The sequence below is a fragment of the Actibacterium ureilyticum genome, assembly GCF_002285435.1.
GTDB classification, from domain to species: domain Bacteria; phylum Pseudomonadota; class Alphaproteobacteria; order Rhodobacterales; family Rhodobacteraceae; genus Actibacterium_C; species Actibacterium_C ureilyticum.
The window spans coordinates 172,151-190,562 of record NZ_NSBT01000024.1 but is presented as its reverse complement, the minus strand read 5'-3'; the positions used below and the strand labels follow the sequence as shown (position 1 = coordinate 190,562).

General features: G+C 63.8%; 23 protein-coding genes. 13 read left to right on the top strand and 10 right to left on the bottom strand.

Annotated features, from left to right (window positions below; translation table 11 throughout):
• Positions 1-133: 133 nt before the first annotated feature.
• Together CLM60_RS06970 and CLM60_RS06965 are read right to left on the bottom strand one after the other, a co-directional pair.
• Complete coding sequence (locus CLM60_RS06970) at positions 134-646, bottom strand: hypothetical protein (protein WP_095588438.1); 513 nt, start codon at positions 644-646, stop codon at positions 134-136.
• Positions 647-690: 44 nt separating this feature from the next.
• Positions 691-1,275 carry an FMN-dependent NADH-azoreductase gene (locus CLM60_RS06965; RefSeq protein ID WP_095588437.1) on the bottom strand — a complete coding sequence of 195 codons (585 nt, stop codon included), beginning with the start codon at positions 1,273-1,275 and terminating at the stop codon, positions 691-693.
• A 99-nt stretch (positions 1,276-1,374) separates the two neighbouring features.
• Between CLM60_RS06965 and CLM60_RS06960 the strand changes: the two genes are divergently transcribed.
• Both CLM60_RS06960 and CLM60_RS06955 read left to right on the top strand, forming a co-directional pair.
• Positions 1,375-2,256 (top strand): LysR family transcriptional regulator, encoded by an 882-nt coding sequence (locus tag CLM60_RS06960; protein ID WP_095588681.1) that lies wholly within the window; start codon positions 1,375-1,377, stop codon positions 2,254-2,256.
• 2 nt (positions 2,257-2,258) lie between these two features.
• Positions 2,259-3,164 carry a DMT family transporter gene (locus CLM60_RS06955; protein ID WP_095588436.1) on the top strand — a complete coding sequence of 302 codons (906 nt, stop codon included), beginning with the start codon at positions 2,259-2,261 and terminating at the stop codon, positions 3,162-3,164.
• Between the two features lie 37 nt (positions 3,165-3,201).
• Here the strand turns inward: CLM60_RS06955 and CLM60_RS06950 are convergent, their stop codons facing one another.
• Positions 3,202-3,525 carry an ArsR/SmtB family transcription factor gene (locus CLM60_RS06950; protein ID WP_095588680.1) on the bottom strand — a complete coding sequence of 108 codons (324 nt, stop codon included), beginning with the start codon at positions 3,523-3,525 and terminating at the stop codon, positions 3,202-3,204.
• A gap of 105 nt (positions 3,526-3,630) precedes the next feature.
• On the opposite strand from CLM60_RS06950, the gene CLM60_RS06945 reads away from it, so the two are divergent.
• The 6 genes from CLM60_RS06945 to CLM60_RS06920 all read left to right on the top strand — a co-directional run bounded on the left by CLM60_RS06945 (position 3,631) and on the right by CLM60_RS06920 (position 7,278).
• Entirely contained in the window at positions 3,631-4,527 is an 897-nt protein-coding gene (locus CLM60_RS06945; RefSeq protein WP_095588435.1) for a DMT family transporter, read from the top strand.
• A 180-nt stretch (positions 4,528-4,707) separates the two neighbouring features.
• On the top strand, positions 4,708-5,049 hold the full coding sequence (locus tag CLM60_RS06940; protein WP_095588434.1) for an AtpZ/AtpI family protein: 342 nt from the start codon (positions 4,708-4,710) through the stop codon (positions 5,047-5,049).
• A complete protein-coding gene (locus CLM60_RS06935) occupies positions 5,039-5,797 on the top strand; it encodes a F0F1 ATP synthase subunit A (RefSeq protein WP_095588679.1) in 759 nt (252 codons plus the stop codon). Before CLM60_RS06940 ends, CLM60_RS06935 begins: the two co-directional genes overlap by 11 nt.
• Positions 5,798-5,845: 48 nt before the next feature.
• Positions 5,846-6,070, top strand: a complete 225-nt coding sequence (locus CLM60_RS06930) for a F0F1 ATP synthase subunit C (protein ID WP_095588433.1) — start codon at positions 5,846-5,848, stop codon at positions 6,068-6,070.
• An 84-nt stretch (positions 6,071-6,154) separates the two neighbouring features.
• Positions 6,155-6,715 carry a F0F1 ATP synthase subunit B' gene (locus tag CLM60_RS06925; protein ID WP_095588432.1) on the top strand — a complete coding sequence of 187 codons (561 nt, stop codon included), beginning with the start codon at positions 6,155-6,157 and terminating at the stop codon, positions 6,713-6,715.
• 5 nt (positions 6,716-6,720) lie between these two features.
• On the top strand, positions 6,721-7,278 hold the full coding sequence (locus CLM60_RS06920) for a F0F1 ATP synthase subunit B (protein ID WP_095588431.1): 558 nt from the start codon (positions 6,721-6,723) through the stop codon (positions 7,276-7,278).
• 63 nt (positions 7,279-7,341) lie between these two features.
• On the opposite strand, the gene CLM60_RS06915 is transcribed toward CLM60_RS06920, so the two are convergent.
• The 3 genes from CLM60_RS06915 to CLM60_RS06905 form a co-directional block, all read right to left on the bottom strand.
• On the bottom strand, positions 7,342-8,112 hold the full coding sequence (locus CLM60_RS06915; RefSeq protein ID WP_095588430.1) for a FadR/GntR family transcriptional regulator: 771 nt from the start codon (positions 8,110-8,112) through the stop codon (positions 7,342-7,344).
• A gap of 100 nt (positions 8,113-8,212) precedes the next feature.
• Positions 8,213-8,878: a YiaD family glycine zipper/OmpA-like lipoprotein gene (locus tag CLM60_RS06910; protein ID WP_095588429.1), complete on the bottom strand. Its 666-nt coding sequence runs from the start codon at positions 8,876-8,878 to the stop codon at positions 8,213-8,215.
• Between the two features lie 114 nt (positions 8,879-8,992).
• Complete coding sequence (locus CLM60_RS06905) at positions 8,993-9,838, bottom strand: methylated-DNA--[protein]-cysteine S-methyltransferase (protein ID WP_095588428.1); 846 nt, start codon at positions 9,836-9,838, stop codon at positions 8,993-8,995.
• A 93-nt stretch (positions 9,839-9,931) separates the two neighbouring features.
• On the opposite strand from CLM60_RS06905, the gene nth reads away from it, so the two are divergent.
• Together nth and CLM60_RS06895 are read left to right on the top strand one after the other, a co-directional pair.
• On the top strand, positions 9,932-10,576 hold the full coding sequence (nth, locus tag CLM60_RS06900) for an endonuclease III (RefSeq protein ID WP_095588427.1): 645 nt from the start codon (positions 9,932-9,934) through the stop codon (positions 10,574-10,576).
• Positions 10,573-11,559, top strand: a complete 987-nt coding sequence (locus CLM60_RS06895; protein ID WP_095588426.1) for an adenosine kinase — start codon at positions 10,573-10,575, stop codon at positions 11,557-11,559. Before nth ends, CLM60_RS06895 begins: the two co-directional genes overlap by 4 nt.
• 3 nt (positions 11,560-11,562) lie before the next feature.
• On the opposite strand, the gene CLM60_RS06890 is transcribed toward CLM60_RS06895, so the two are convergent.
• Together CLM60_RS06890 and CLM60_RS06885 are read right to left on the bottom strand one after the other, a co-directional pair.
• Positions 11,563-13,179, bottom strand: coding sequence for a DUF4034 domain-containing protein (locus CLM60_RS06890; RefSeq protein WP_141246476.1), 1,617 nt, complete (start codon positions 13,177-13,179; stop codon positions 11,563-11,565).
• Positions 13,180-13,265: 86 nt separating this feature from the next.
• Complete coding sequence (locus tag CLM60_RS06885; RefSeq protein ID WP_095588424.1) at positions 13,266-14,084, bottom strand: sulfotransferase family protein; 819 nt, start codon at positions 14,082-14,084, stop codon at positions 13,266-13,268.
• Positions 14,085-14,215: 131 nt separating this feature from the next.
• Here CLM60_RS06885 and CLM60_RS06880 point away from each other — a divergent pair, with 131 nt between their 5' ends.
• Positions 14,216-15,793 (top strand): DUF5928 domain-containing protein, encoded by a 1,578-nt coding sequence (locus CLM60_RS06880; protein WP_095588423.1) that lies wholly within the window; start codon positions 14,216-14,218, stop codon positions 15,791-15,793.
• An 8-nt stretch (positions 15,794-15,801) separates the two neighbouring features.
• Positions 15,802-16,182, top strand: coding sequence for an HIT domain-containing protein (locus tag CLM60_RS06875; protein WP_095588422.1), 381 nt, complete (start codon positions 15,802-15,804; stop codon positions 16,180-16,182).
• Between the two features lie 9 nt (positions 16,183-16,191).
• On the opposite strand, the gene CLM60_RS06870 is transcribed toward CLM60_RS06875, so the two are convergent.
• Positions 16,192-17,136 carry an ABC transporter ATP-binding protein gene (locus CLM60_RS06870; RefSeq protein WP_095588678.1) on the bottom strand — a complete coding sequence of 315 codons (945 nt, stop codon included), beginning with the start codon at positions 17,134-17,136 and terminating at the stop codon, positions 16,192-16,194.
• A gap of 97 nt (positions 17,137-17,233) precedes the next feature.
• Here CLM60_RS06870 and CLM60_RS06865 point away from each other — a divergent pair, with 97 nt between their 5' ends.
• Positions 17,234-17,416: a zinc-finger domain-containing protein gene (locus CLM60_RS06865; protein WP_095588421.1), complete on the top strand. Its 183-nt coding sequence runs from the start codon at positions 17,234-17,236 to the stop codon at positions 17,414-17,416.
• A gap of 1 nt (position 17,417) precedes the next feature.
• Here the strand turns inward: CLM60_RS06865 and CLM60_RS06860 are convergent, their stop codons facing one another.
• Positions 17,418-18,374 carry an acyltransferase family protein gene (locus CLM60_RS06860; RefSeq protein WP_141246475.1) on the bottom strand — a complete coding sequence of 319 codons (957 nt, stop codon included), beginning with the start codon at positions 18,372-18,374 and terminating at the stop codon, positions 17,418-17,420.
• Positions 18,375-18,412: the final 38 nt, after the last annotated feature.

Below are 18,412 nucleotides of genomic sequence, written 5' to 3'. Positions count from 1 at the left end.
CTTGCCCCTTCCAGATAGGAAAGAACGCCCAAAACGCCAATGTCCCCCGTGGGCGAAACCTCGCTGACGGGGGGCGATCCCGGATCGGTCCGGGACCGGAAGGTTGGCACACTTCCGGAAAACTTGGCGCGCTTTACCGCGCGGGGGGCATCGAGTCAACCGCCGCGCCCGGTGGCGGCGCCAGAAAGGCGCGCAAGGTGTCCAGCATCACCTGCTGTTCGGTCGGGTTCAGGCGGCCGTGATCCTGCAGGAACCGTTCCACATCCCGGCCGCTGTAACGGCCGACCAGCCGGTCGTCGCGGATCGCCAGGTTCAGCCGCGTGAACTCATAGGCGCGATCATGGCAGGTCAGGCATTTCTGGCGAAACAGGCTGCCCGAGTCGATCTGGTGGCGGAAATTCAGCAGGAACAGGTCCAGCGTGGCCGGGTCCAGCCCGCCCGCGTGGGTGGTCAGGAACGCCGCGACAGGACGCCCGCCGGGACCGACGATCCGGTCGTCCACGATGTGCAGGGTCTGGCTGACGAAGGGGCCGGAATGCCCGTGGCATCCCATGCAGCGGGCCTCGAACTGCTGATGGAAATCGGCGGCGCGGGCCAGCGGGGCCGACAGCAGAAGGGCCAGGAGGATAAGGCGGATGTGTCCCATGGCCAAAGCTTAGCCGGGACACATCCGTTTTCAATTGCGCTGGATCAAGCGGCCAGGTTCAGCGCGTCGATGGCGGCCTCGGCCGCTTCGACCGCGTTCTCGGCGCCCGCGTTCAGGCCCTCGGCTGCGACGAATTCCACATCGGTGATACCCAGGAAGGCCAGCACCTGGCGCACATGCCCCGAGGCGAAATCGACGGGCGAGCCCATGGGCACGCCGCCCGAGGCATAGGCCACGATGGCGCGCTTGCCGCTCAGCAGGCCTTCGGGGCCGGCTTCGCTGTATTGAAAGGTCAGGCCGACACGGGCGACCAGATCGACCCAGGCCTTGAATGCCGCGGGCGCGCCGAAATTATAGATCGGCAGGCCGATCACCAGCACGTCGGCCTCTTTCAACTCGGCCACTAGCGTGTCCGACAGCGCCAGCGTTTCGCGCTGGGCGTCGGTGCGGTCGGCGGCGGGGGTGAAATTGGCATAGACCCAGTTTTCGTCCAGCAACGGCAGCGGCTGCGCCAGGTCGCGGGTCACGACCTTTGCGTCGCCGAAACGGGAGACGATGCGGTCGGTCAGTTGGCGCGACACCGAGCCGGTATGGCGGGCGGAGGTGTCCAGGCGAAGAATGGTTGTCATGAGAGGGGGCTCCTGTTCTCAGATTCCCACACAAATTAGCCGTTGCAAAAATGAACACAATTTTCGAATATCGCGCAGGATTTGTTTGCGGGTGCACAGATGGATTTTGACAACTGGGATGAGGTCCGCACGGCGTTCCAAGTGGCGCGGATCGGGACGGTCAGCGGCGCCGCCGATGCGCTGGGGGTGCACCATGCCACGGTGATCCGCCATATCGACGCGCTGGAAAGCCGGCTGGGGGTCAAGCTGTTCCAGCGGCACGCGCGGGGCTATACCCCCACCGATGCGGGGCTGGATCTGTTGCAGGTGGCGCAGGCCACCGCCGATCAGTTCGAACAGCTGGCCGGGCGGCTGCGCGGCCATGGCGCGGCGATGACGGGCGAGCTGGTCGTGACCACGATCGACACGCTGTCGCCGCTGGTCACCCCGGTTGTCAGCGCCTTTCAGGAGGAACACCCCGATCTGATCATCCGCCTGATCACCGACGCAAGGGTCTTTCGCCTGGAATATGGCGAGGCGCATGTGGCGATCCGCGCGGGCAACGCCCCCGACGAGCCCGACAATGTGGTGCAGGCGCTTTATACCCAGCAATCGGGGCTTTACGCCCATCGCGATTATATCGCCGCCCATGGCATGCCCGACACCGAGGCCAAGCTGGCCGAACACCGGTTCATCGGCCCGACCGAGGAAACCCACCGCGCGAAATTCTATCGCTGGCTGTTCCAGAACCTGCCGCATCAGGCGATCACCTTCCGCACGTCCGAGATCCGCACCGCGATGGATGCGCTCAAGGCCGGGGCGGGGATCGGGTTCATGCCGCTTTGGGCGGTGCGCGACCTGCCCGAGCTGGTGCAGGTGCGCCCGCCGATCGCCGAGTGGGACGCCGAATTGTGGCTGGTCACCCATGTCGATCTGCACCGCACGGCCAAGGTACAGGCCTTTACCCACACGTTGAAAGAAGCGGCGAAGGACTGGCCCTGATCATGGGGCAGCAGGCGCGCGGCCATCTGGCGATGCTGGCGTTTTCGGCGCTGGTGGCGGGATCGTTCAGCTTTGGCGGCCGGATCGCGAACCAGATCGACCCGGTGGCGCTGACCGCGCTGCGCTTTGCGCTGGCCGCGGGGCTGATCGGGGTGGCGGTCGTCGCGGGGCCCGGCTTTCGCCGTTCGCATTTCGCCGCGCCCTGGCGGTACCTGGTGCTGGGACTGTGTTTCGCGATCTATTTCGTGCTGATGTTCGAGGGGCTGAAGACCGCGCCGCCGGTATCGACCTCGGCCGTGTTCACGCTGACGCCGATCCTGTCGGGGCTGTTCGGCTGGCTGTTGTTGCGCCAGATCACCACGCCGCGCATGGCGCTGGCGCTGGCCATTGGCGGGGCGGGGGCGCTTTGGGTGATCTTTCGCGCGGATTGGGAGGCGCTGCTGCGGTTCGATATCGGGCGGGGAGAGGCGATCTATTTCATCGGGGTGGTGGCGCATGCGGCCTATACCCCGCTGGTGCGGAAGCTGAACCGGGGCGAGCCGCCGGTGGTGTTCACCTTTGGCATGATGCTGGCGGCGCTGGCGGTTCTGCTGGTCTATGGCGCGCCGCGGATGGTGGCGACCGATTGGTCGGCTGTGCCCGCGCGGGTGTGGTGGGTGCTGCTGTACCTGGCGATCTTTGCCAGCGCGATGACCTTCGTACTGCTGCAATACGCGGCGCTGCGCCTGCCATCGGCCAAGGTGATGGCCTATACCTATCTGACGCCCAGCTGGGTTATCGGGTGGGAGGTCGTGCTGGGCGCGGGCGTGCCGCCGGTGGCGGTTCTGGCCGGGATCGGGCTGACGATCATTGCGCTGGTGCTGTTGCTGAAGGACGAGGAGCAGGGGGCGCTGCCCCCACCGCCCTGATGGGCGGTTCCCCCGGAGTATTTCGGCCAAGAAGAAGTCAGTCGCGCAATTGCTGTTCGAGGAACGCCTCGAACGCGTCCAGGTTCACGGCTTCGAACTGGCCGAAGCTTTGCATCCAGATCGAGGCATCGCGCAGGGCGTCGGGCTCTAGCTTGCACCATTTCACCCGGCCGCGCTTTTCCTGGCTGATCAGGCCCGCGCGGGTCAGGATGGTCAGGTGTTTCGAGATCGCTGCCAGCGACATGTCGAAAGGGTCTGCCACATCCGTCACCGCCATGTCGTCTTCCAGCAACATCTGCAGGATGCGCCGCCGCGTGGCGTCGGACAGGGCGGCGAAGACGGTGTCGAGCGGATCGGTCATGGCGCCGCAGGTTAGCCGCAAAGCGGTCGGCCGGAAAGGGCGCATGATGCGGGTTGTCCTGTGGGCGCGGATGCGGCAAGTCTGTGTCATCAGCGGAGAGGTTGCATGCGCACAGGCTATTGGATCGCCATTTTCGCCCTGGGCATGGGCTGGGGCGCGTCATTTTTCCTGAACGAGATCCTGTTGCGCGAGCTGGGGCCGATGATGATCGCGCTGGGCCGGGTTGGGCTGGGCGCGCTGGGCTGTTGGCTGTGGCTTTTCGCGGCGGGCCGGGCCGGGGGCATGCCCCGGGGCACGCTGCGGGTGCTGATCCTGTTCGCGCTGGCTCAATATGCCATTCCGCTGACCGTGTTTCCGGTGATGCAGCAGCATATCACCTCGTCCGCGGCGGGGATCATCAATGCGATGACGCCGATCATGGTGGTGCTGGTCAGCCATTTCTGGCCGGGGGGCGAGCGCGCGACGCCGCTGCGCGTGCTGGGGGTGATCCTGGGCTTTGCGGGGATCGTGCTGCTGGTGTCGCCCGCGTTCCGGGGGCAGGGCGGGTCGGCGCCCTGGGCGCTGTTGGCAACGATGGTCGCGCCGCTGTGCTATGGGTTCGCGCTGAACATTCTGCGGCGGCTGGATGCGATGGACCGCACATTGCTGACCGCGTGGTCGCTGACGCTGGGCACGGTGGCGGTGGCGCCGGTCGCGCTGGCGATGGAGGGCGTGCCGCGGATCGCCCGGGCCGAAACCTGGGCCGCGCTTTTGGTGATCGGTTTCGTGCTGACCTCGGCCGCGTTCATCCTGCTGTTCTGGCTGATCCCGCGCGTGGGCGGCACGGTGGCATCGACCGTAACCTTTCTGACGCCGGTCTCGGCGGTGCTGCTGGGGGTGCTGGTGCTGGACGAGCTGCTGGCGCCGGTTCAGCTGTTGGGGATGGCGGTGATCTTTGCCGGGCTGGTGGCGATCGACGGGCGGTTGCTGCGGTGGCTGGGCGATCGTCAACCGAATGGTTGAATAATCCCGCGCGCCCGAAAACCGGCGCGGCGGCGCGTCCGGGCGGTGGCGGAAGAATCGCGCTTCAAAAATAACTCAGCAAAAACAGGTGGTTGCGCTGATCTGTGATGGCGCTCACGTCGCTTGACTCGGATGCCCCCTGTCACTAGGTTCGCCGCGACTGTCCCAGGGGGGCTTACCGTGACCGATCCAGATCAGAACGCGCGTCTGAAAAGCCTGGATGCACGCATCTCGGCGGCCAAGAAGGCCCGCGCGCCCGAGAAATCCCACCAGGAGACACATTATTCCCAGGCCAACTTGGCCTGGCGGATGGTGACAGAGCTTGTGGCCGGTCTGGGGATCGGTTTCGGCATCGGGTTTGGGCTGGATACCCTGTTGGGGACGACGCCGTGGCTGATGCTGGTGTTCATATTCTTTGGCCTTGCGGCAGGGGTTCAGACCATGCTGCGCACCGCCAAGGAGATCGGGAAACGTCAGCAGGCCCCCGGGGCCGGCAAAGATGGGGATGACGATGGCGACTGAGACGCACGGCGCAGAAGAAGGCGGGCTGGTATTCCACCCGATGGACCAGTTCATCGTGAAGCCGCTGATGGGTGGCGACAAGATCGCGTTCTATACCCCCACCAATGCGGCGCTGTGGATGGCGCTTGCGGTTCTGTGCGTGGTTCTGCTGCTGGTGCTGGGCACCCGCGGGCGGGCGATCATTCCCAGCCGCGTGCAGTCGATCGCCGAGCTGGCCTATGGCTTTATCTACAAGATGGTCGAGGACGTGGCGGGCAAGGATGCGATGGGCTTCTTCCCCTATGTCATGACGCTGTTCATGTTCATCGTCTTCGCGAACTTCCTGGGTCTGATCCCGATGTCCTTTACCGCGACCGCGCATTTCGCCGTGACCGTGATGCTGGCGCTGCTGGTCTTCGTCACGGTGACGGTGGTGGGTTTCGTCAAGAACGGCGCCAAGTTCCTGGAGCTGTTCTGGGTCAAGTCGGCGCCGCTGGCGCTGCGGCCGATCCTGGCGGTCATCGAGCTGATTTCGTACTTCGTCCGTCCCGTCAGCCACTCCATTCGTCTGGCCGGCAACGTGATGGCCGGTCACGCGGTGATCAAGGTTTTCGCGGGCTTTGCCGCGGTGTCGCTGATCAGCCCGGTGTCGATCCTGGCAATCACGGCGATGTACGGGCTTGAGGTCCTGGTGGCCTTTATCCAGGCCTATGTCTTCACAATTCTGACCTGCGTGTATCTGAAGGATGCGCTGCATCCGTCGCACTAAGGTCTGAACACCTAAAATCGAAACTTCCAAATCGTAAGGAGATACATCATGGAAGGCGAACTGGCACATATCGGCGCTGGCATTGCAGGTCTGGGTACGGGCATTGCGGCGCTTGGGGTCGGCAACGTTGCTGCAAACTTCCTGTCGGGTGCCCTGCGCAACCCGTCGGCGGCTGGCGAACAGACCGCAACCCTTTTCATCGGCATCGCATTCGCAGAAGCGCTGGGCATCTTCTCGTTCCTGGTCGCGCTGCTGCTGATGTTCGCTGTCTGATCCTTACGGAACTGTAATCCTTACGCGCGGAAGGGGCGGGCTGACCTGGCCCTTCCGTGACCGGAAGTTCCCAAGGAGGACGCTATGGCGACTGAAACGCATGGTGATGGTCTGGCCGACGCCACGGGCGTAGCCGAACATGCCGCCGGGTCCGCGCCCGGTATGCCGCAGCTGGACTTCAGCCACTGGGGCAACCAGATCTTCTGGCTGTTGATCGCGCTGGTCGCGATCTATCTCATTCTGTCGCGCATCGCGCTGCCGCGCATCGCGTCGGTTCTGTCCGAGCGTCAGGGCACGATCACCAACGATCTGGCCGCCGCCGAAGAGCTGAAGCTGAAGGCCGAGGAAGCCGAAGCCGCCTATAACCAGGCGCTGGCGGATGCCCGGACCGAGGCGCAGAAAATCATCGCCGACACCAAGGCCGAGATCCAGGCGGATCTGGACGCCGCAACGGCCAAGGCCGATGCCGAGATCGCCGCGCGCGCCGCGGAATCGGAAAAGGCGATTGCCGAAATTCGCGACAACGCGCTGCAAAGCGTGACCGAGGTCGCAAAGGACACCGCAGCCGAGATCGTCTCCGCGCTGGGCCAGTCGGCCGACGCGAAGACCATCGCCGATGCCGTGTCTGCACGGATGAAAGGGTGAGACTGATGAAAAAGCTGATCACCCTGGCCATGATCGCCGCCGCCAGCCCCGCGCTGGCCGCGTCGGGGCCGTTCTTTTCGCTGAAGAACACAGATTTCGTCGTTCTGCTGGCGTTCCTGCTGTTCATCGGCGTGCTGATCTACATGAAGGTGCCCTCGACCCTGGGTGCCATGCTGGACAAGCGGGCCGAAGGCATCCGCGCCGAGCTGGACGAAGCCCGCGCCCTGCGGGAAGAGGCACAGACGCTGCTGGCATCCTATGAGCGCAAGCAGCAGGAAGTGACCGAGCAGTCCGAGCGCATCGTGGCCCATGCCAAGGAAGAGGCCGAGCTGGCCGCGACCGAGGCGAAGAAGGATCTGGAGGCGTCGATCGCACGCCGCCTGCAAGCGGCCCAGGATCAGATCGCATCGGCCGAAGCCGCCGCCGTGAAAGAGGTGCGCGACACCGCCGTCACCGTGGCCGTCAGCGCCGCCAGCGACGTGATCGCCAAGGGCATGACCGCACAGGATGGCGCAGGCCTGATCGACGCGGCCATTGCCGAGGTCAAGTCGAAGCTGCACTGACCCGCAGGCCCATCGCATTGGATTGAACCCGGCGCCTGCGCCGGGTTTTTTCTTTGTCGGGGGTCAGTCGCGGCTGGTTTCGTGTTCCAGCCGCTGCCGCGCGATGCGTTCGTTCCGGGCGGCGATCAGGTCATCGCGCAGCGCCTCGCCCACGAAATCCAGATGCGCCTCGATCGCGGCGCGGGCGCCTTCGGGGTCGCGGGCCTGCAGCGCATCGTTGATCGCGCGGTGCTGGTCCAGCAGCATGTCACGCGTCGTGCGCTGCTTGAACATGACCTGGCGGTTATAGAACACCCCCTCGCGCAGCAGATCGAACATCGACCGCATCATGTGCAGCATCACCACGTTGTGGCTGGCCTCGATGATGGCCATGTGGAATTCCGCGTCCAGCCGCGCCTCGTCGGTCGGGTTGCGCTTGGAATGGGCGGCCTCCATCTTGCGAAAGACGGTATCGACCACCTTCAGGTCGGTATCGGACCCCACCCGCGCGGCGCGCGCGGCGGCCAGCCCTTCCAGATCGCGGCGGAACGACAGGTAATCGAACACCGCCTCGTCATGGTCCGAAAACAGCCGGATCAGCGCGGGGGCAAAGGCCGAGCCCATGACATCGGCCACGAAGATGCCCGCGCCCGCGCGGCTGATCAGCAACCCGTTTTCCTGAAGCCGGGCCACCGCCTCGCGCAGGGACGGGCGCGATACGCCCATCTTCTCGGACAGTTCCCGTTCCGACGGCAGCCGTTCACCTGGGCGCAGGATGCCGCGCAGGATCAGCTGTTCGATCTGGCGGACCACCGCGTTGGACAGTTTATCGGCCTCGATCTTCTGGAACGGCATGGTCTTACCCTCGATTGGTCAAGTCATATGACCGCATTGGGATATGCGCAACGAAAAAGGCCGGGCGCGGGGCCCGGCCTGAATCGCGATCGTGGACCGATCAGGTGGTGGGACGGATGATGATCTCGACCCGGCGGTTCTGCGCGCGGCCCTCGGGCGTCAGGTTCGACGCGATGGGCGCATCCTCGCCCCGGCCATAGGACCGGATGCGGTTCGATGCCACGCCGCTGCCGATCAGCACGTCGGTGACGGCATTGGCCCGGCGCGACGACAGCGCCTGGTTATAGCTGGCGCCGCCGGTATTGTCGGTATGCCCGATCACGTCGACGGTGCTGTTGGGATACTTGTTCAGGCTGCCGGCCAGAACCCGCAGGTCGCTTTGCAGCCCGGGGTTCACATAGGCGCTGTCGACCTCGAACAGGATGTCCTGCGGCATGGTCACGATCAGCTCGTTGCCGGTGTTGACCACCCCGATCTGACCATTGTCGAAATCGCGCTGCAGCTCGGCCGCCTGCTTGTCCAGCTGGTTGCCGATGGCCGCACCTGCGGCGCCGCCGATCACGGCGCCCAGAACGGCGCTGCGGTTGCGTTCCTTGGAATTGTCGCCGGTCAATGCGCCGATCACCGCGCCCGTGGCCGCGCCGATGGCGACGCCTTCCTTGGTGCGGCGGTTGGGGTCATTGGTCTGCACGGATGTGTCGGTACAGGCGCTCAGCGCCAGCAGACCCGCGGTTGCAATCGAAAGCGTGGGAATCGCTCGTTTCATGTATGCCTCGTCACTTGGCCGGTTCGACCGGCTGATGGGCGTCATATAGCAACTCTGGCGATGTTATCGAATAGCAAGCGGCGGATCTGCGGTTATCTGCCGATATTTCCCCGCCTAGGACGCCTCGGCATGGGCGCTTTCCCAGGCCAGCATGGCGCGTTTCACCGGCAGGCCCCAGTGATAACCGCCCAGGCCCCCAGTCTTGCGCAGCGCCCGGTGACAGGGGATCAGCCAGCTGATCGGGTTGCGCCCCACGGCGGTGCCCACGGCGCGCACCGCGCGCGGGTTGCCGATGGCGCGGGCGATGTCGGAATAGGTGGTGACATGGCCCGTGGGCACGGACAGCAGCGCCTCCCACACCTTGATCTGGAAGGGCGCGCCGATCAGATGCAGCGGGGTTTGGCCGCTTTGATCCATCGCCGTACGCAGCAGGGGGGCAACGGTTGCGGCGTCTTCGATGAACGTGGCTTCGGGCCAGCGGGCCTGCATGTCGGCCAGCGTGGCCTCGGGCCCGGTTTCGGCGGCAAAGCCCAGCCCGCACAGCCCCTTGTCGGTCGCCATGGCCAGCGCCGGGCCAAACGGGCTGTCGCACCAGCCCCAGCGGATCGTCAGGCCGTCGCCCTGCCGGGCATAGTCGCCGGGGCTCATCGCCTCCCACCGCAGGAACAGGTCGTGCAGCCGCCCGGACCCCGACAGCCCCACCGCATCGGCGGTGTCCAGCGTCGTGTGCCGGTCATGCAGCAGCGCCTTGGCATGGCCCAGCGTCAGGTATTGCTGCAAGCGTTTGGGCGATACCCCGGCCCAGCGGCTGAAAACGCGCTGGAAATGCGCCGGGCTCATCTGCATGTCGGCGGCCAGCGCGTCCAGCGACAGGCCGGTGCCCCCGGCGGCGTCAATGCGTTCGATGGCGCGGCGGATGATGCCGTAATGATAGGCGTTTTCGGTGGCGGTGTCGGACATGGGATCTCTCCTGTCCGGTCAACATAGGATGGGCAGGCGATCCGTGCGACCCGGAACTTGCGGCTTTGATCCGATGCGGGCATATGGACGGTCATGGCCAAGCAGCTCGACTATCACACGATCCATCAGATCTTCACCCGCTTCCACGAGGCTGACCCAGAGCCCAAGGGCGAGCTGGAGCATGTGAACGCCTTCACGCTGGTGGTGGCCGTCGCGCTGAGCGCGCAGGCGACCGATGTGGGCGTGAACAAGGCCACGCGCGAGTTGTTCCAGATCGCCGATACCCCGCAAAAGATGCTGGATCTGGGCGAAGAGGGCCTGATCGAACATATCAAGACGATCGGGCTTTACCGGCAAAAGGCCAAGAACGTCATCAAGCTGAGCCGCATCCTGGTCGAGGATTACGGCGGCGTCGTGCCATCGTCGCGCGCCGCGCTGACCTCGCTGCCCGGGGTGGGGCGCAAGACCGCCAATGTGGTGCTGAACATGTGGTTCAAGCAGCCCGCACAGGCGGTCGACACCCATATCTTTCGTGTCGGCAACCGCACCGGTATCGCGCCGGGCAAGGATGTCGATGCCGTGGAACGCGCGATCGAGGACAATATCCCGGCCGAGTTCCAGCAGCACGCCCACCACTGGCTGATCCTGCATGGCCGCTATACCTGCAAGGCGCGCAAGCCGCTTTGCGCCACCTGTATCATCCGTGATCTCTGCCCTTTTGAGGAGAAGACCCTGTGACCAAGACCTATCAGGTTGTCGGTATCGGCAACGCCATCGTCGATGTGCTGACCCAGTGCGATGACAGTTTCCTGGAGCTCATGGGCATCCAGAAGGGGATCATGCAACTGGTCGAACGGAACCGGGGCGAGATGCTGTATGGCGCGATGCTGAACCGGACCCAGGCGCCGGGCGGGTCGGTGGCCAACACGCTGGCGGGGCTGGGGAACCTGGGCCTGAGCACGGGGTTCATCGGGCGGGTGCATGACGATGCGCTGGGACAGTTCTATGCCAATGAAATGGCCCATGGCGGCACCGATTTCGTCAACCCGCCGGTGCCGGGGGGCGAGCTGCCGACCTCGCGTTCGATGATCTTTGTCTCACCCGATGGCGAGCGGTCGATGAACACCTATCTGGGCATCTCGTCGGAACTGGGCCCCGAGGATGTGGCCGACGATGTGGCGGGCCAGGCCGAGATCCTGTTCCTGGAGGGGTATCTTTACGACAAGCCCAAGGGCAAGCAGGCGTTCGAGCGTGCCTCGAAGCTTTGCCGTGACAACGGCGGCAAGGCGGGCATCGCGCTGTCCGATCCGTTCTGCGTCGACCGCCACCGCGACGATTTTCGCAGGCTGGTGCGCGAGCTGGATTATGTGATCGGCAATGAACACGAATGGGAATCGCTGTACCAGACCGACCTGAGCGCGGCGCTGGAACAGGCGGCATCGGAAAGCGGGCTGGTGGTGTGCACCCGGTCGGGCCATGACGTGGTGCTGGTGCGCGGCGAAGAAGAGGCCGTGGTGCCCGTCAACCGCGTGGTGCCCGTCGATGCCACCGGCGCGGGCGACCAGTTCGCCGCCGGGTTCCTCTATGGCTTTGCCACCGGCCAGTCGCTGGCCACCTGCGGCCGCATGGGCTGCGTCGCCGCGGCCGAGGTCATCAGCCATTTCGGCGCCCGCCCCGAGGCCGACCTGAAGGAGCTGTTCCGCAAAGAGGGGCTGATCTGAGCGCTATCGCGTCGGGTCACTGGGGGTCAGCAGGTCACCGAAGGCCGTCAATGGCAGCGGATCGTATTGCAGGATCTCATAGGGCATAACCGCTTCTTTGCGGCAGGCCTTGCGCAGTGCCTCGTCCTCGACCACCGAGCTCGCCCGTTCCAGATCCTCGGGAACATTCTGGCAGGAAATGCCTTCGTAATATTCCCCCTGCCGTGCGCAACTTTCAACCAAGAGCCGTGCGGAACGCATCAGCGGGCATTGGGCAAATTCGGCCATGTCCAAGGCTGTTTCGTAGCGGGAATCCCCTTCGGCGCTTGATTGAAGAATCTCGTTCGCCTTGTTGCGCGTCCGATAATAGAAACCGAACATGTCCATTGCCGGGGTGGTCGGGTCGCTTGCATAGGCGACCAGATTTACAAAGAACGGGAAAGCCGTGCGATAAGCGTTATCGGGATTCATTCCGCGGACGATCTGAGCCCCTTGTCCCCACACGGCGGCACGGCGCTCGCCATATTTCAGCGCGTTTTTCCAATAGGGGAACGCATTCCGGGCCTTCGCTTCGGATCGACTCCCATGCTGCTGCCAGATGGGCTTTGTTTCGTGACCCGAGCGCATGATGGCGTATTCGATGTTGTATGGGTCGCGATCGAATTTTTGCAGAAACTGCTCACCCGCAACCTGGCGGACCTGTTGTGCAAAATCGGGAAAATTTTGCGAGTTGAGCTGCAGATTGACCGCGGCTCTTTCAAGCTCGTGGAAATCACCGCCATCGCGCGCCATTTTCAGGATTGCGTCAGCCAGCTCGGCCTCTCTGGTTTTGTCAAACCCGGGAACATCAGCGACATAGACGGTGACGATATCGTGGTTGTATCCGGATGTATCGCCGCTGCGAAACTTGTCCGCGAAATGCTGTCTGGCCCAAGTCAAAGCATCATGGTCCAGGGAAACATCGATTATCGATTGCGCGACACAGTCGGTATAGCTTGCCTGGTCGGTCATGCGTGTCAGGTCGCAGACCATCTCGACCAGTTCCCATGAACCACCCCATTTCGGGCTGGCGGGGTAAACAGCGTTGCGGATCGTTCTGTAGTTTGGCGTGTCACGCATGACGTTTTCGACGAATTGCAGCAGTTCCTCGCCGGTCATCCGGGACTGCGCGACTGTGCTGAATATCGCGTCAGAAGCCGGAACATAATCAGGCGCAAGCGCGAAGGCTGCCACCGCAAGTTCGCTGGCTTGTTCCATTCGGCGTTTGTATCCCTCTAGCGATTTGGGATGTGTCAGGCTGGAATACTTCCGCCCGCGGATCTGCCAGGCGATATGATACTCGCGCCACATCAATGCGGTCTTGGCATAGGCGGAGTCCGGCAGTGCCTCGACCCAGCGTTCCAGCGTTTCGCCGGCGTCGGGATGCGTGGTTTTGAACAGCCTGTTATAGTCCCGCACCGTTTCAAATTCGCCGGTTTCAAGCGAAGTCTCGTGCGCCTTGCGCATCTGATCCTCAAGCGCGGTGTAATCCCCGTCAACCAGCGCGAACCAGACCTGATCTTTTTCGGCTTGGGATAGCCCGGCATGGACCGGGGCAATGCCTGTCAGGGTCATGAATAAGGCAATCAAGAAATGTCTCATCGAAACCTCGCGCTGGGGGCGTGGCGCAAGGGTGACGAACAATTCAGGCGAGATTTTGTCGGGGCGGCCGGTGGCGGGCTGGTTTTTTAATCGCCCAGCTTGGCGTGAACCTCGTCCAAGTCGATCTCGCCCACCGGCATCTTGTTGGCGGGGTTTTCGAAATCGTATTTGAACAGCTCGAAATCGCGTTTGTAGACCTCGTATATCAGGTGCATCGACAGGTCGTCGAAGTAGTCCTCGACCGGGTGGGCGCGCTTGGGGCCGTGGCCTTCGGATTCGTTGAAACGCGGGATTGTGGCCAGGTCGACCTTGACCGGCGTGTCGATCGCATCCAGCACGCCCTGCATGCCGTCGTTGAATTTCTCGGTCCAGACGATGCGGTCATACCGGCCGCCATTGACGATGAAGGTCGACACATGGCCCGACATGGCCGACCAGTGGATGTCGGGGTCCATCGGGCGGCGCCAGCGCATGGTGTCGCGGGCAAACAGCAGGAAGCGGCGAAAGCTCTTGATCTGGTCGAATTCGAACCCGGTTTCGGGATCGCCGACCTCGATCCCGTATTTCTGGATCAAGAGCGGCACCAGGTTGCCGCGATAGCGTTTGCCGTTCCGCTGGATGCCGCAGATCTTGTCGAAAAACGACGACAGGATCCGGGTATAGGGGTTGCGCACACAGGTGAAGGCGAAGGATTTGTGCGCCAGCACATTGTCGCTGATCGGCTTCTGGCTGTGGTCCAGCGCCCATTTGTGCAGCCCGTCGGTCGCGTCGTGGATATCGCCGTCGAAAAAACGGTTATGGTCGGAAAAATACATGATCTGTCCGATGGTCGAACAGGCGCATTTCGGCACCACGCGGTACACCACGCTTTCGCTTTCGGTCATCCATGTGCCCGGAAATCCCATCGCACCGCCTTCCAATCACTTTCACAACACGCGCTGAACGGCGCTGCGTACAAAAAAGCAAAGAATGCCTGTATCTTCAATGACCGTTCACGTTATGACCGTATTCAACCAATTCGCATCACCGGAGCGTCATGGCCAAGATCGGCTTCATCCTGCTGTGTCACAAGGACCCCGAGGCGGTCATCGCGCAGGCGCGGCAGTTGACGGCGGCGGGCGATTTCATGGCGATTCACTTCGACGCCAGCGCCAGCCCCGGCGATTTCCGCCAGATCGCGGAGGCGCTGGCCGACAATCCCAACGTGGTGCTGGCCGACAAGCGGGTGCGCTGCGGCTGGGGTGCGTGGTCGCTGGTACAGGCGACGCTGAACGCCCTGATTGCGGCCGAACAGGCATTTCCCACCGCCACGCATTTCTACATGCTGTCGGGCGATTGCATGCCGATCAAATCGGCGGAATTCGTGCATGATTTCCTGGATGCGCGCGATATCGACTATATCGAAAGCTTCGATTTCTTCGCCTCGGACTGGATCAAGACCGGCATCAAGGAAGAGCGTCTGATCTATCGCCATTTCTTCAACGAACGTCAGCACAAGCGCCTGTTCTATGCCTCGATGGACCTGCAGCGGCGGCTGGGGCTAAAGCGGCGCTGGCCCGCGGATCTGCGGATCATGATCGGCAGCCAGTGGTGGTGCCTGCGCCGCAACACGGTCGAGGCGGTTCTGGATTTCTGCCGCAAGCGGCGCGATGTGCTGCGGTTCTTTCGCACCACCTGGATCCCGGACGAGACCTTCTTTCAGACCATCGTGCGCCACCTGATCCCCGAGGATGAGCTGAACAGCCGCACGCTGACCTTTCTGATGTTTTCCGATTATGGCATGCCTGTCACGTTCTATAACGACCATTTCGACCTGCTGCTGAGCCAGGATTACCTGTTCGCGCGCAAGATCTCGCCCCAGGCCCATGACCTGAAGGACCGGCTGGGCGACCTCTATGGCAGCGGGCGGCGCGATTTCGTGATCTCGGACGAGGGGCGGGATTTGTACAAGTTCCTGACCGGGCGCGGGCGGGTCGGGCGCCGCTATGCCCAGCGGTTCTGGGAGGCCGAGACCAGCCTGGGCCGGGGGCGCGAGCTGCTGATCGTGACGTGCAAGAAATGGCATGTGGCCAAGCGGCTGGCCGAACAGGTGCGCGCGCAGACCAACCTGCCGTCGATCGACTACCTGTTCGACGAAGAGGACACCGATCTGCCCGATCTGGGCGGTATCCAGTCGACGCTGGGCAAGCGGACCCGCCACCGCCGGGCGCTGCTGCGGATGCTGTTCGATTTCTATGACACCGACCGGCTGTTGATCTGCATGGACCCCAGCAATCTGGACCTGATGCGGGATTTCTATGCCGACCGCTGTGTTACCCGCCTGCTCGAGGTGCAGTGCGAATTCAGCGACGATTACCTGCTGGGACATGCGCGCCGCGTCGGGCTGACGACCGACCGGACCCCGCCCGACACACTGGCGCGGCTGCTGCCGACGATCCGCTATGATGTGAAGTTCGAAAGCGAACGCATCCGCGAGGCGGATTTTCCCAACCACAGCTTCCTGCACGAAACCGCCAGCGTGGACGACAACGCCCTGCGCCTTTCGGAGTTCCTGAGCCTGCCGGTTCCGGTCACCCGCGAGATCGCAGGTACCGATCATATTTTTGCCGATTGAGGACTGACATGGCCTATGACTATGACCCCGAAAACGTGTTCGCAAAGATCCTGCGGGGCGAGATCCCGAACGACACGGTGCTGGAAACCGAACATTCGCTGGCGTTTCGCGATATCGCGCCGCAGACGCCCACCCATGTGCTGGTGATCCCCAAGGGACCTTATGTTTCCTATGACCACTTCGCGCTGGAAGCGACCGAGGCCGAGATCGTGGATTTCACCCGCACGATCGGGGCCATCTGCAAGATGATGGGCGTTCAACCCAGCGAGGGGGGCGGCGGGTTCCGCATGATCTCGAACGCGGGCGAGGATGCGATCCAGGAGGTGCCGCATCTGCATTTCCACATCCTGGCGGGCCGCCCGCTGGGCCGGATCCTGACCCCGGCCTGAGCGGGGTATCTAGGCCGCGCTGCCACGATCCGATGTCAGGGCGACGAAAACGTCCTCCAGGTCCGGTTCCAGCGTGGCCACGTCCCGCAGCCGCAGCCCGGCATCGCGCAACGCCTCGATCACCGCGCCGGTGCCGATCTGGTCCCGGTGATAGGTGAAGGCCAGCGCGCCGTCGGGGCGGCGGTCCATCTGAACGCCCGGCGGCGGGGTCAGATCGGCGGGCACGTCGCCCTCGGGGTGGATGACCAGCGTCTTGGCATCCATCCGGCCCAGCAGCGCAGATGTGCTGTCGCGCACGATCAGCTCGCCATGGTTGATGATGGCGATCTCGTCGCACATCTCCTGCGCCTCTTCCAGGTAATGGGTGGTCAGGATGATCGTCATCCCCTGTTCGTTCAGCGCCCGCACATTCGACCACAGCATCTGGCGCAGCTCGATATCGACCCCCGCCGTGGGTTCGTCCAGCACCAGGATCTGCGGCCGGTGGACCAGCGCCTTGCCCAGCAGAAGCCGCCGCTTCATCCCGCCCGACAGGGTGCGGGCATAGGCCTCGGCCTTGTCCTCCAGCCCGATCAGGCGCAGGATCTCGTCGGTGCGGCGCTGGGCGCGGGGCACGCCGTAAAGCCCCGCCTGCACCTCGAGCGCGCCGCGCGGGGTAAAGAACGGGTCCATGTTCAGTTCCTGCGGCATCACGCCGATGGCGGCACGCGACTGGCGCGGGTTCACGTCCTGGTCAAAGCCCCAGATCCGCACCTTGCCCGCGCTTTTGATCACCAGCCCGGCCAGGATGTTGATCAGCGTGGATTTCCCGGCGCCGTTCGGCCCCAGCAGGCCAAAGATCGACCCGGCGGGAATGCTCAGGTCGATGCCCTTCAGCGCCTCTTTCGGGGGTGTGCCGGCGGACCCGGCATAGGTCTTGCGCAGGCCTTCGATTTCAATCGCATTTCCGGTCATCGCGGTGCCTTCTGTCTTGCCCGTCTGCGCCCAATCGCTATCATGGCCGCCAGCCATATGCCACCGCCCATGGGTGGACCAAGACGGAGCCTGCCAGATGACCATAGACGCCCCCGAGACCGAGATCGTAAGCACCTGGCGCGTGGCCTGCGACGGGGGCGAGGGCGCGCTGGGCCACCCGCGCGTCTGGCTGTCGATCCCGCATGACACGGGTTTTGTCGAATGCGGCTATTGCGACAAGAAATACATCCACGAAAGCTTCGCCAAGGCCGAAGACTGATCTAGCGCAGCCAGCGTCCCAGAATCGGGATCTGCAGCGGCAGCGCCATGGCAAAGGCCAGCAGCACGATCAGGATGCTGCCCGAAAGGGTGGCGGGAATGCCCACGGTCGCGCTCATGATCGCGATGCTCAGCAGGTGGACCAGATAGATGTCCATTGACATCACGCCCGCCGCCTTGGTCCAACGGAAGCGCGGCGTGGGCAGAAACAGCGACAGCGCCATCAGCGGCGCGGCAAAGATCAACTGCTGCGCACCCTGATACCCGAATTGTTGCAGCATAAGCCCGAACAGGCTGGTCCCCATCGCTGCGGCCAGCAGCGCAAGCGGGGCGTGGCGCAGGGCAAAGATCACGATGCCCACAACGACCGATGGCAGGTACAGTACCGAAAGCGCCAGGAACGGCGGCAGCTCTGCATGGGTCCAGAGCCTGAGCGCGCCAAGCGTGACCAGCGCGGCCAGTCCAATGCCGATCGCAGCCGCCTGCGGGGTCCGGATCTCGAACCGGATGGATTGCGCGGCCATGAATATCCCGGCGCTGATCACCGCAGCCCAGGGCAGAAACCAAAGCTGGCCGAAACTGCCCGCGGGTGGCAGCCATTTGGCAACCTCGTCCCAGAAAGAGCCGCCCGACACCATGGTCTGGGCAGCCTTGGCGGACAGATAGATCAGATTCCACACGACGAAGGGGTAAAGCAGCTTGATGCAGCGGCTGCGCAGCACCGGGCCCAACGGGCCTGTGTGGCGGCTGGCGCCATGCAGGGCGAACCAAACCATGACCAGCGTGAAATATCCCACGGCGGTTTCGCCAGCCTGCCCGCCGGGCGCGTGGGCATGAAACAGCACGATCACCAGCGCCGCCAGAAACCGCATGTAATCAACGGTCGGATTATAGCCCTTGACCAGCGCAAGGCCGGGCAAGGCGGATCTGCCGGGAAGCGGATTGAGGTCTTGCGTCATCAGTGCGTTTTACCCTGTGGGGGCAGATTGCGGTTGGG

Bases quoted from the DNA above. Each gene is read 5' to 3' on its own strand.
- CLM60_RS06905 (WP_095588428.1), bottom strand. From the start codon at position 9,838: ATGTCCGACACCGCCACCGAAAACGCCTATCATTACGGCATCATCCGC.
- CLM60_RS06910 (WP_095588429.1), bottom strand. From the start codon at position 8,878: ATGAAACGAGCGATTCCCACGCTTTCGATTGCAACCGCGGGTCTGCTG.
- CLM60_RS06930 (WP_095588433.1), top strand. From the start codon at position 5,846: ATGGAAGGCGAACTGGCACATATCGGCGCTGGCATTGCAGGTCTGGGT.
- CLM60_RS06865 (WP_095588421.1), top strand. From the start codon at position 17,234: ATGACCATAGACGCCCCCGAGACCGAGATCGTAAGCACCTGGCGCGTG.
- CLM60_RS06970 (WP_095588438.1), bottom strand. From the start codon at position 646: ATGGGACACATCCGCCTTATCCTCCTGGCCCTTCTGCTGTCGGCCCCG.
- CLM60_RS06955 (WP_095588436.1), top strand. From the start codon at position 2,259: ATGGGGCAGCAGGCGCGCGGCCATCTGGCGATGCTGGCGTTTTCGGCG.
- CLM60_RS06945 (WP_095588435.1), top strand. From the start codon at position 3,631: ATGCGCACAGGCTATTGGATCGCCATTTTCGCCCTGGGCATGGGCTGG.
- CLM60_RS06920 (WP_095588431.1), top strand. From the start codon at position 6,721: ATGAAAAAGCTGATCACCCTGGCCATGATCGCCGCCGCCAGCCCCGCG.
- CLM60_RS06885 (WP_095588424.1), bottom strand. From the start codon at position 14,084: ATGGGATTTCCGGGCACATGGATGACCGAAAGCGAAAGCGTGGTGTAC.
- CLM60_RS06875 (WP_095588422.1), top strand. From the start codon at position 15,802: ATGGCCTATGACTATGACCCCGAAAACGTGTTCGCAAAGATCCTGCGG.
- CLM60_RS06915 (WP_095588430.1), bottom strand. From the start codon at position 8,112: ATGCCGTTCCAGAAGATCGAGGCCGATAAACTGTCCAACGCGGTGGTC.
- CLM60_RS06880 (WP_095588423.1), top strand. From the start codon at position 14,216: ATGGCCAAGATCGGCTTCATCCTGCTGTGTCACAAGGACCCCGAGGCG.
- CLM60_RS06860 (WP_141246475.1), bottom strand. From the start codon at position 18,374: ATGACGCAAGACCTCAATCCGCTTCCCGGCAGATCCGCCTTGCCCGGC.
- CLM60_RS06870 (WP_095588678.1), bottom strand. From the start codon at position 17,136: ATGACCGGAAATGCGATTGAAATCGAAGGCCTGCGCAAGACCTATGCC.
- CLM60_RS06925 (WP_095588432.1), top strand. From the start codon at position 6,155: ATGGCGACTGAAACGCATGGTGATGGTCTGGCCGACGCCACGGGCGTA.
- nth (WP_095588427.1), top strand. From the start codon at position 9,932: ATGGCCAAGCAGCTCGACTATCACACGATCCATCAGATCTTCACCCGC.
- CLM60_RS06960 (WP_095588681.1), top strand. From the start codon at position 1,375: ATGGATTTTGACAACTGGGATGAGGTCCGCACGGCGTTCCAAGTGGCG.
- CLM60_RS06965 (WP_095588437.1), bottom strand. From the start codon at position 1,275: ATGACAACCATTCTTCGCCTGGACACCTCCGCCCGCCATACCGGCTCG.
- CLM60_RS06935 (WP_095588679.1), top strand. From the start codon at position 5,039: ATGGCGACTGAGACGCACGGCGCAGAAGAAGGCGGGCTGGTATTCCAC.
- CLM60_RS06950 (WP_095588680.1), bottom strand. From the start codon at position 3,525: ATGACCGATCCGCTCGACACCGTCTTCGCCGCCCTGTCCGACGCCACG.
- CLM60_RS06890 (WP_141246476.1), bottom strand. From the start codon at position 13,179: ATGAGACATTTCTTGATTGCCTTATTCATGACCCTGACAGGCATTGCC.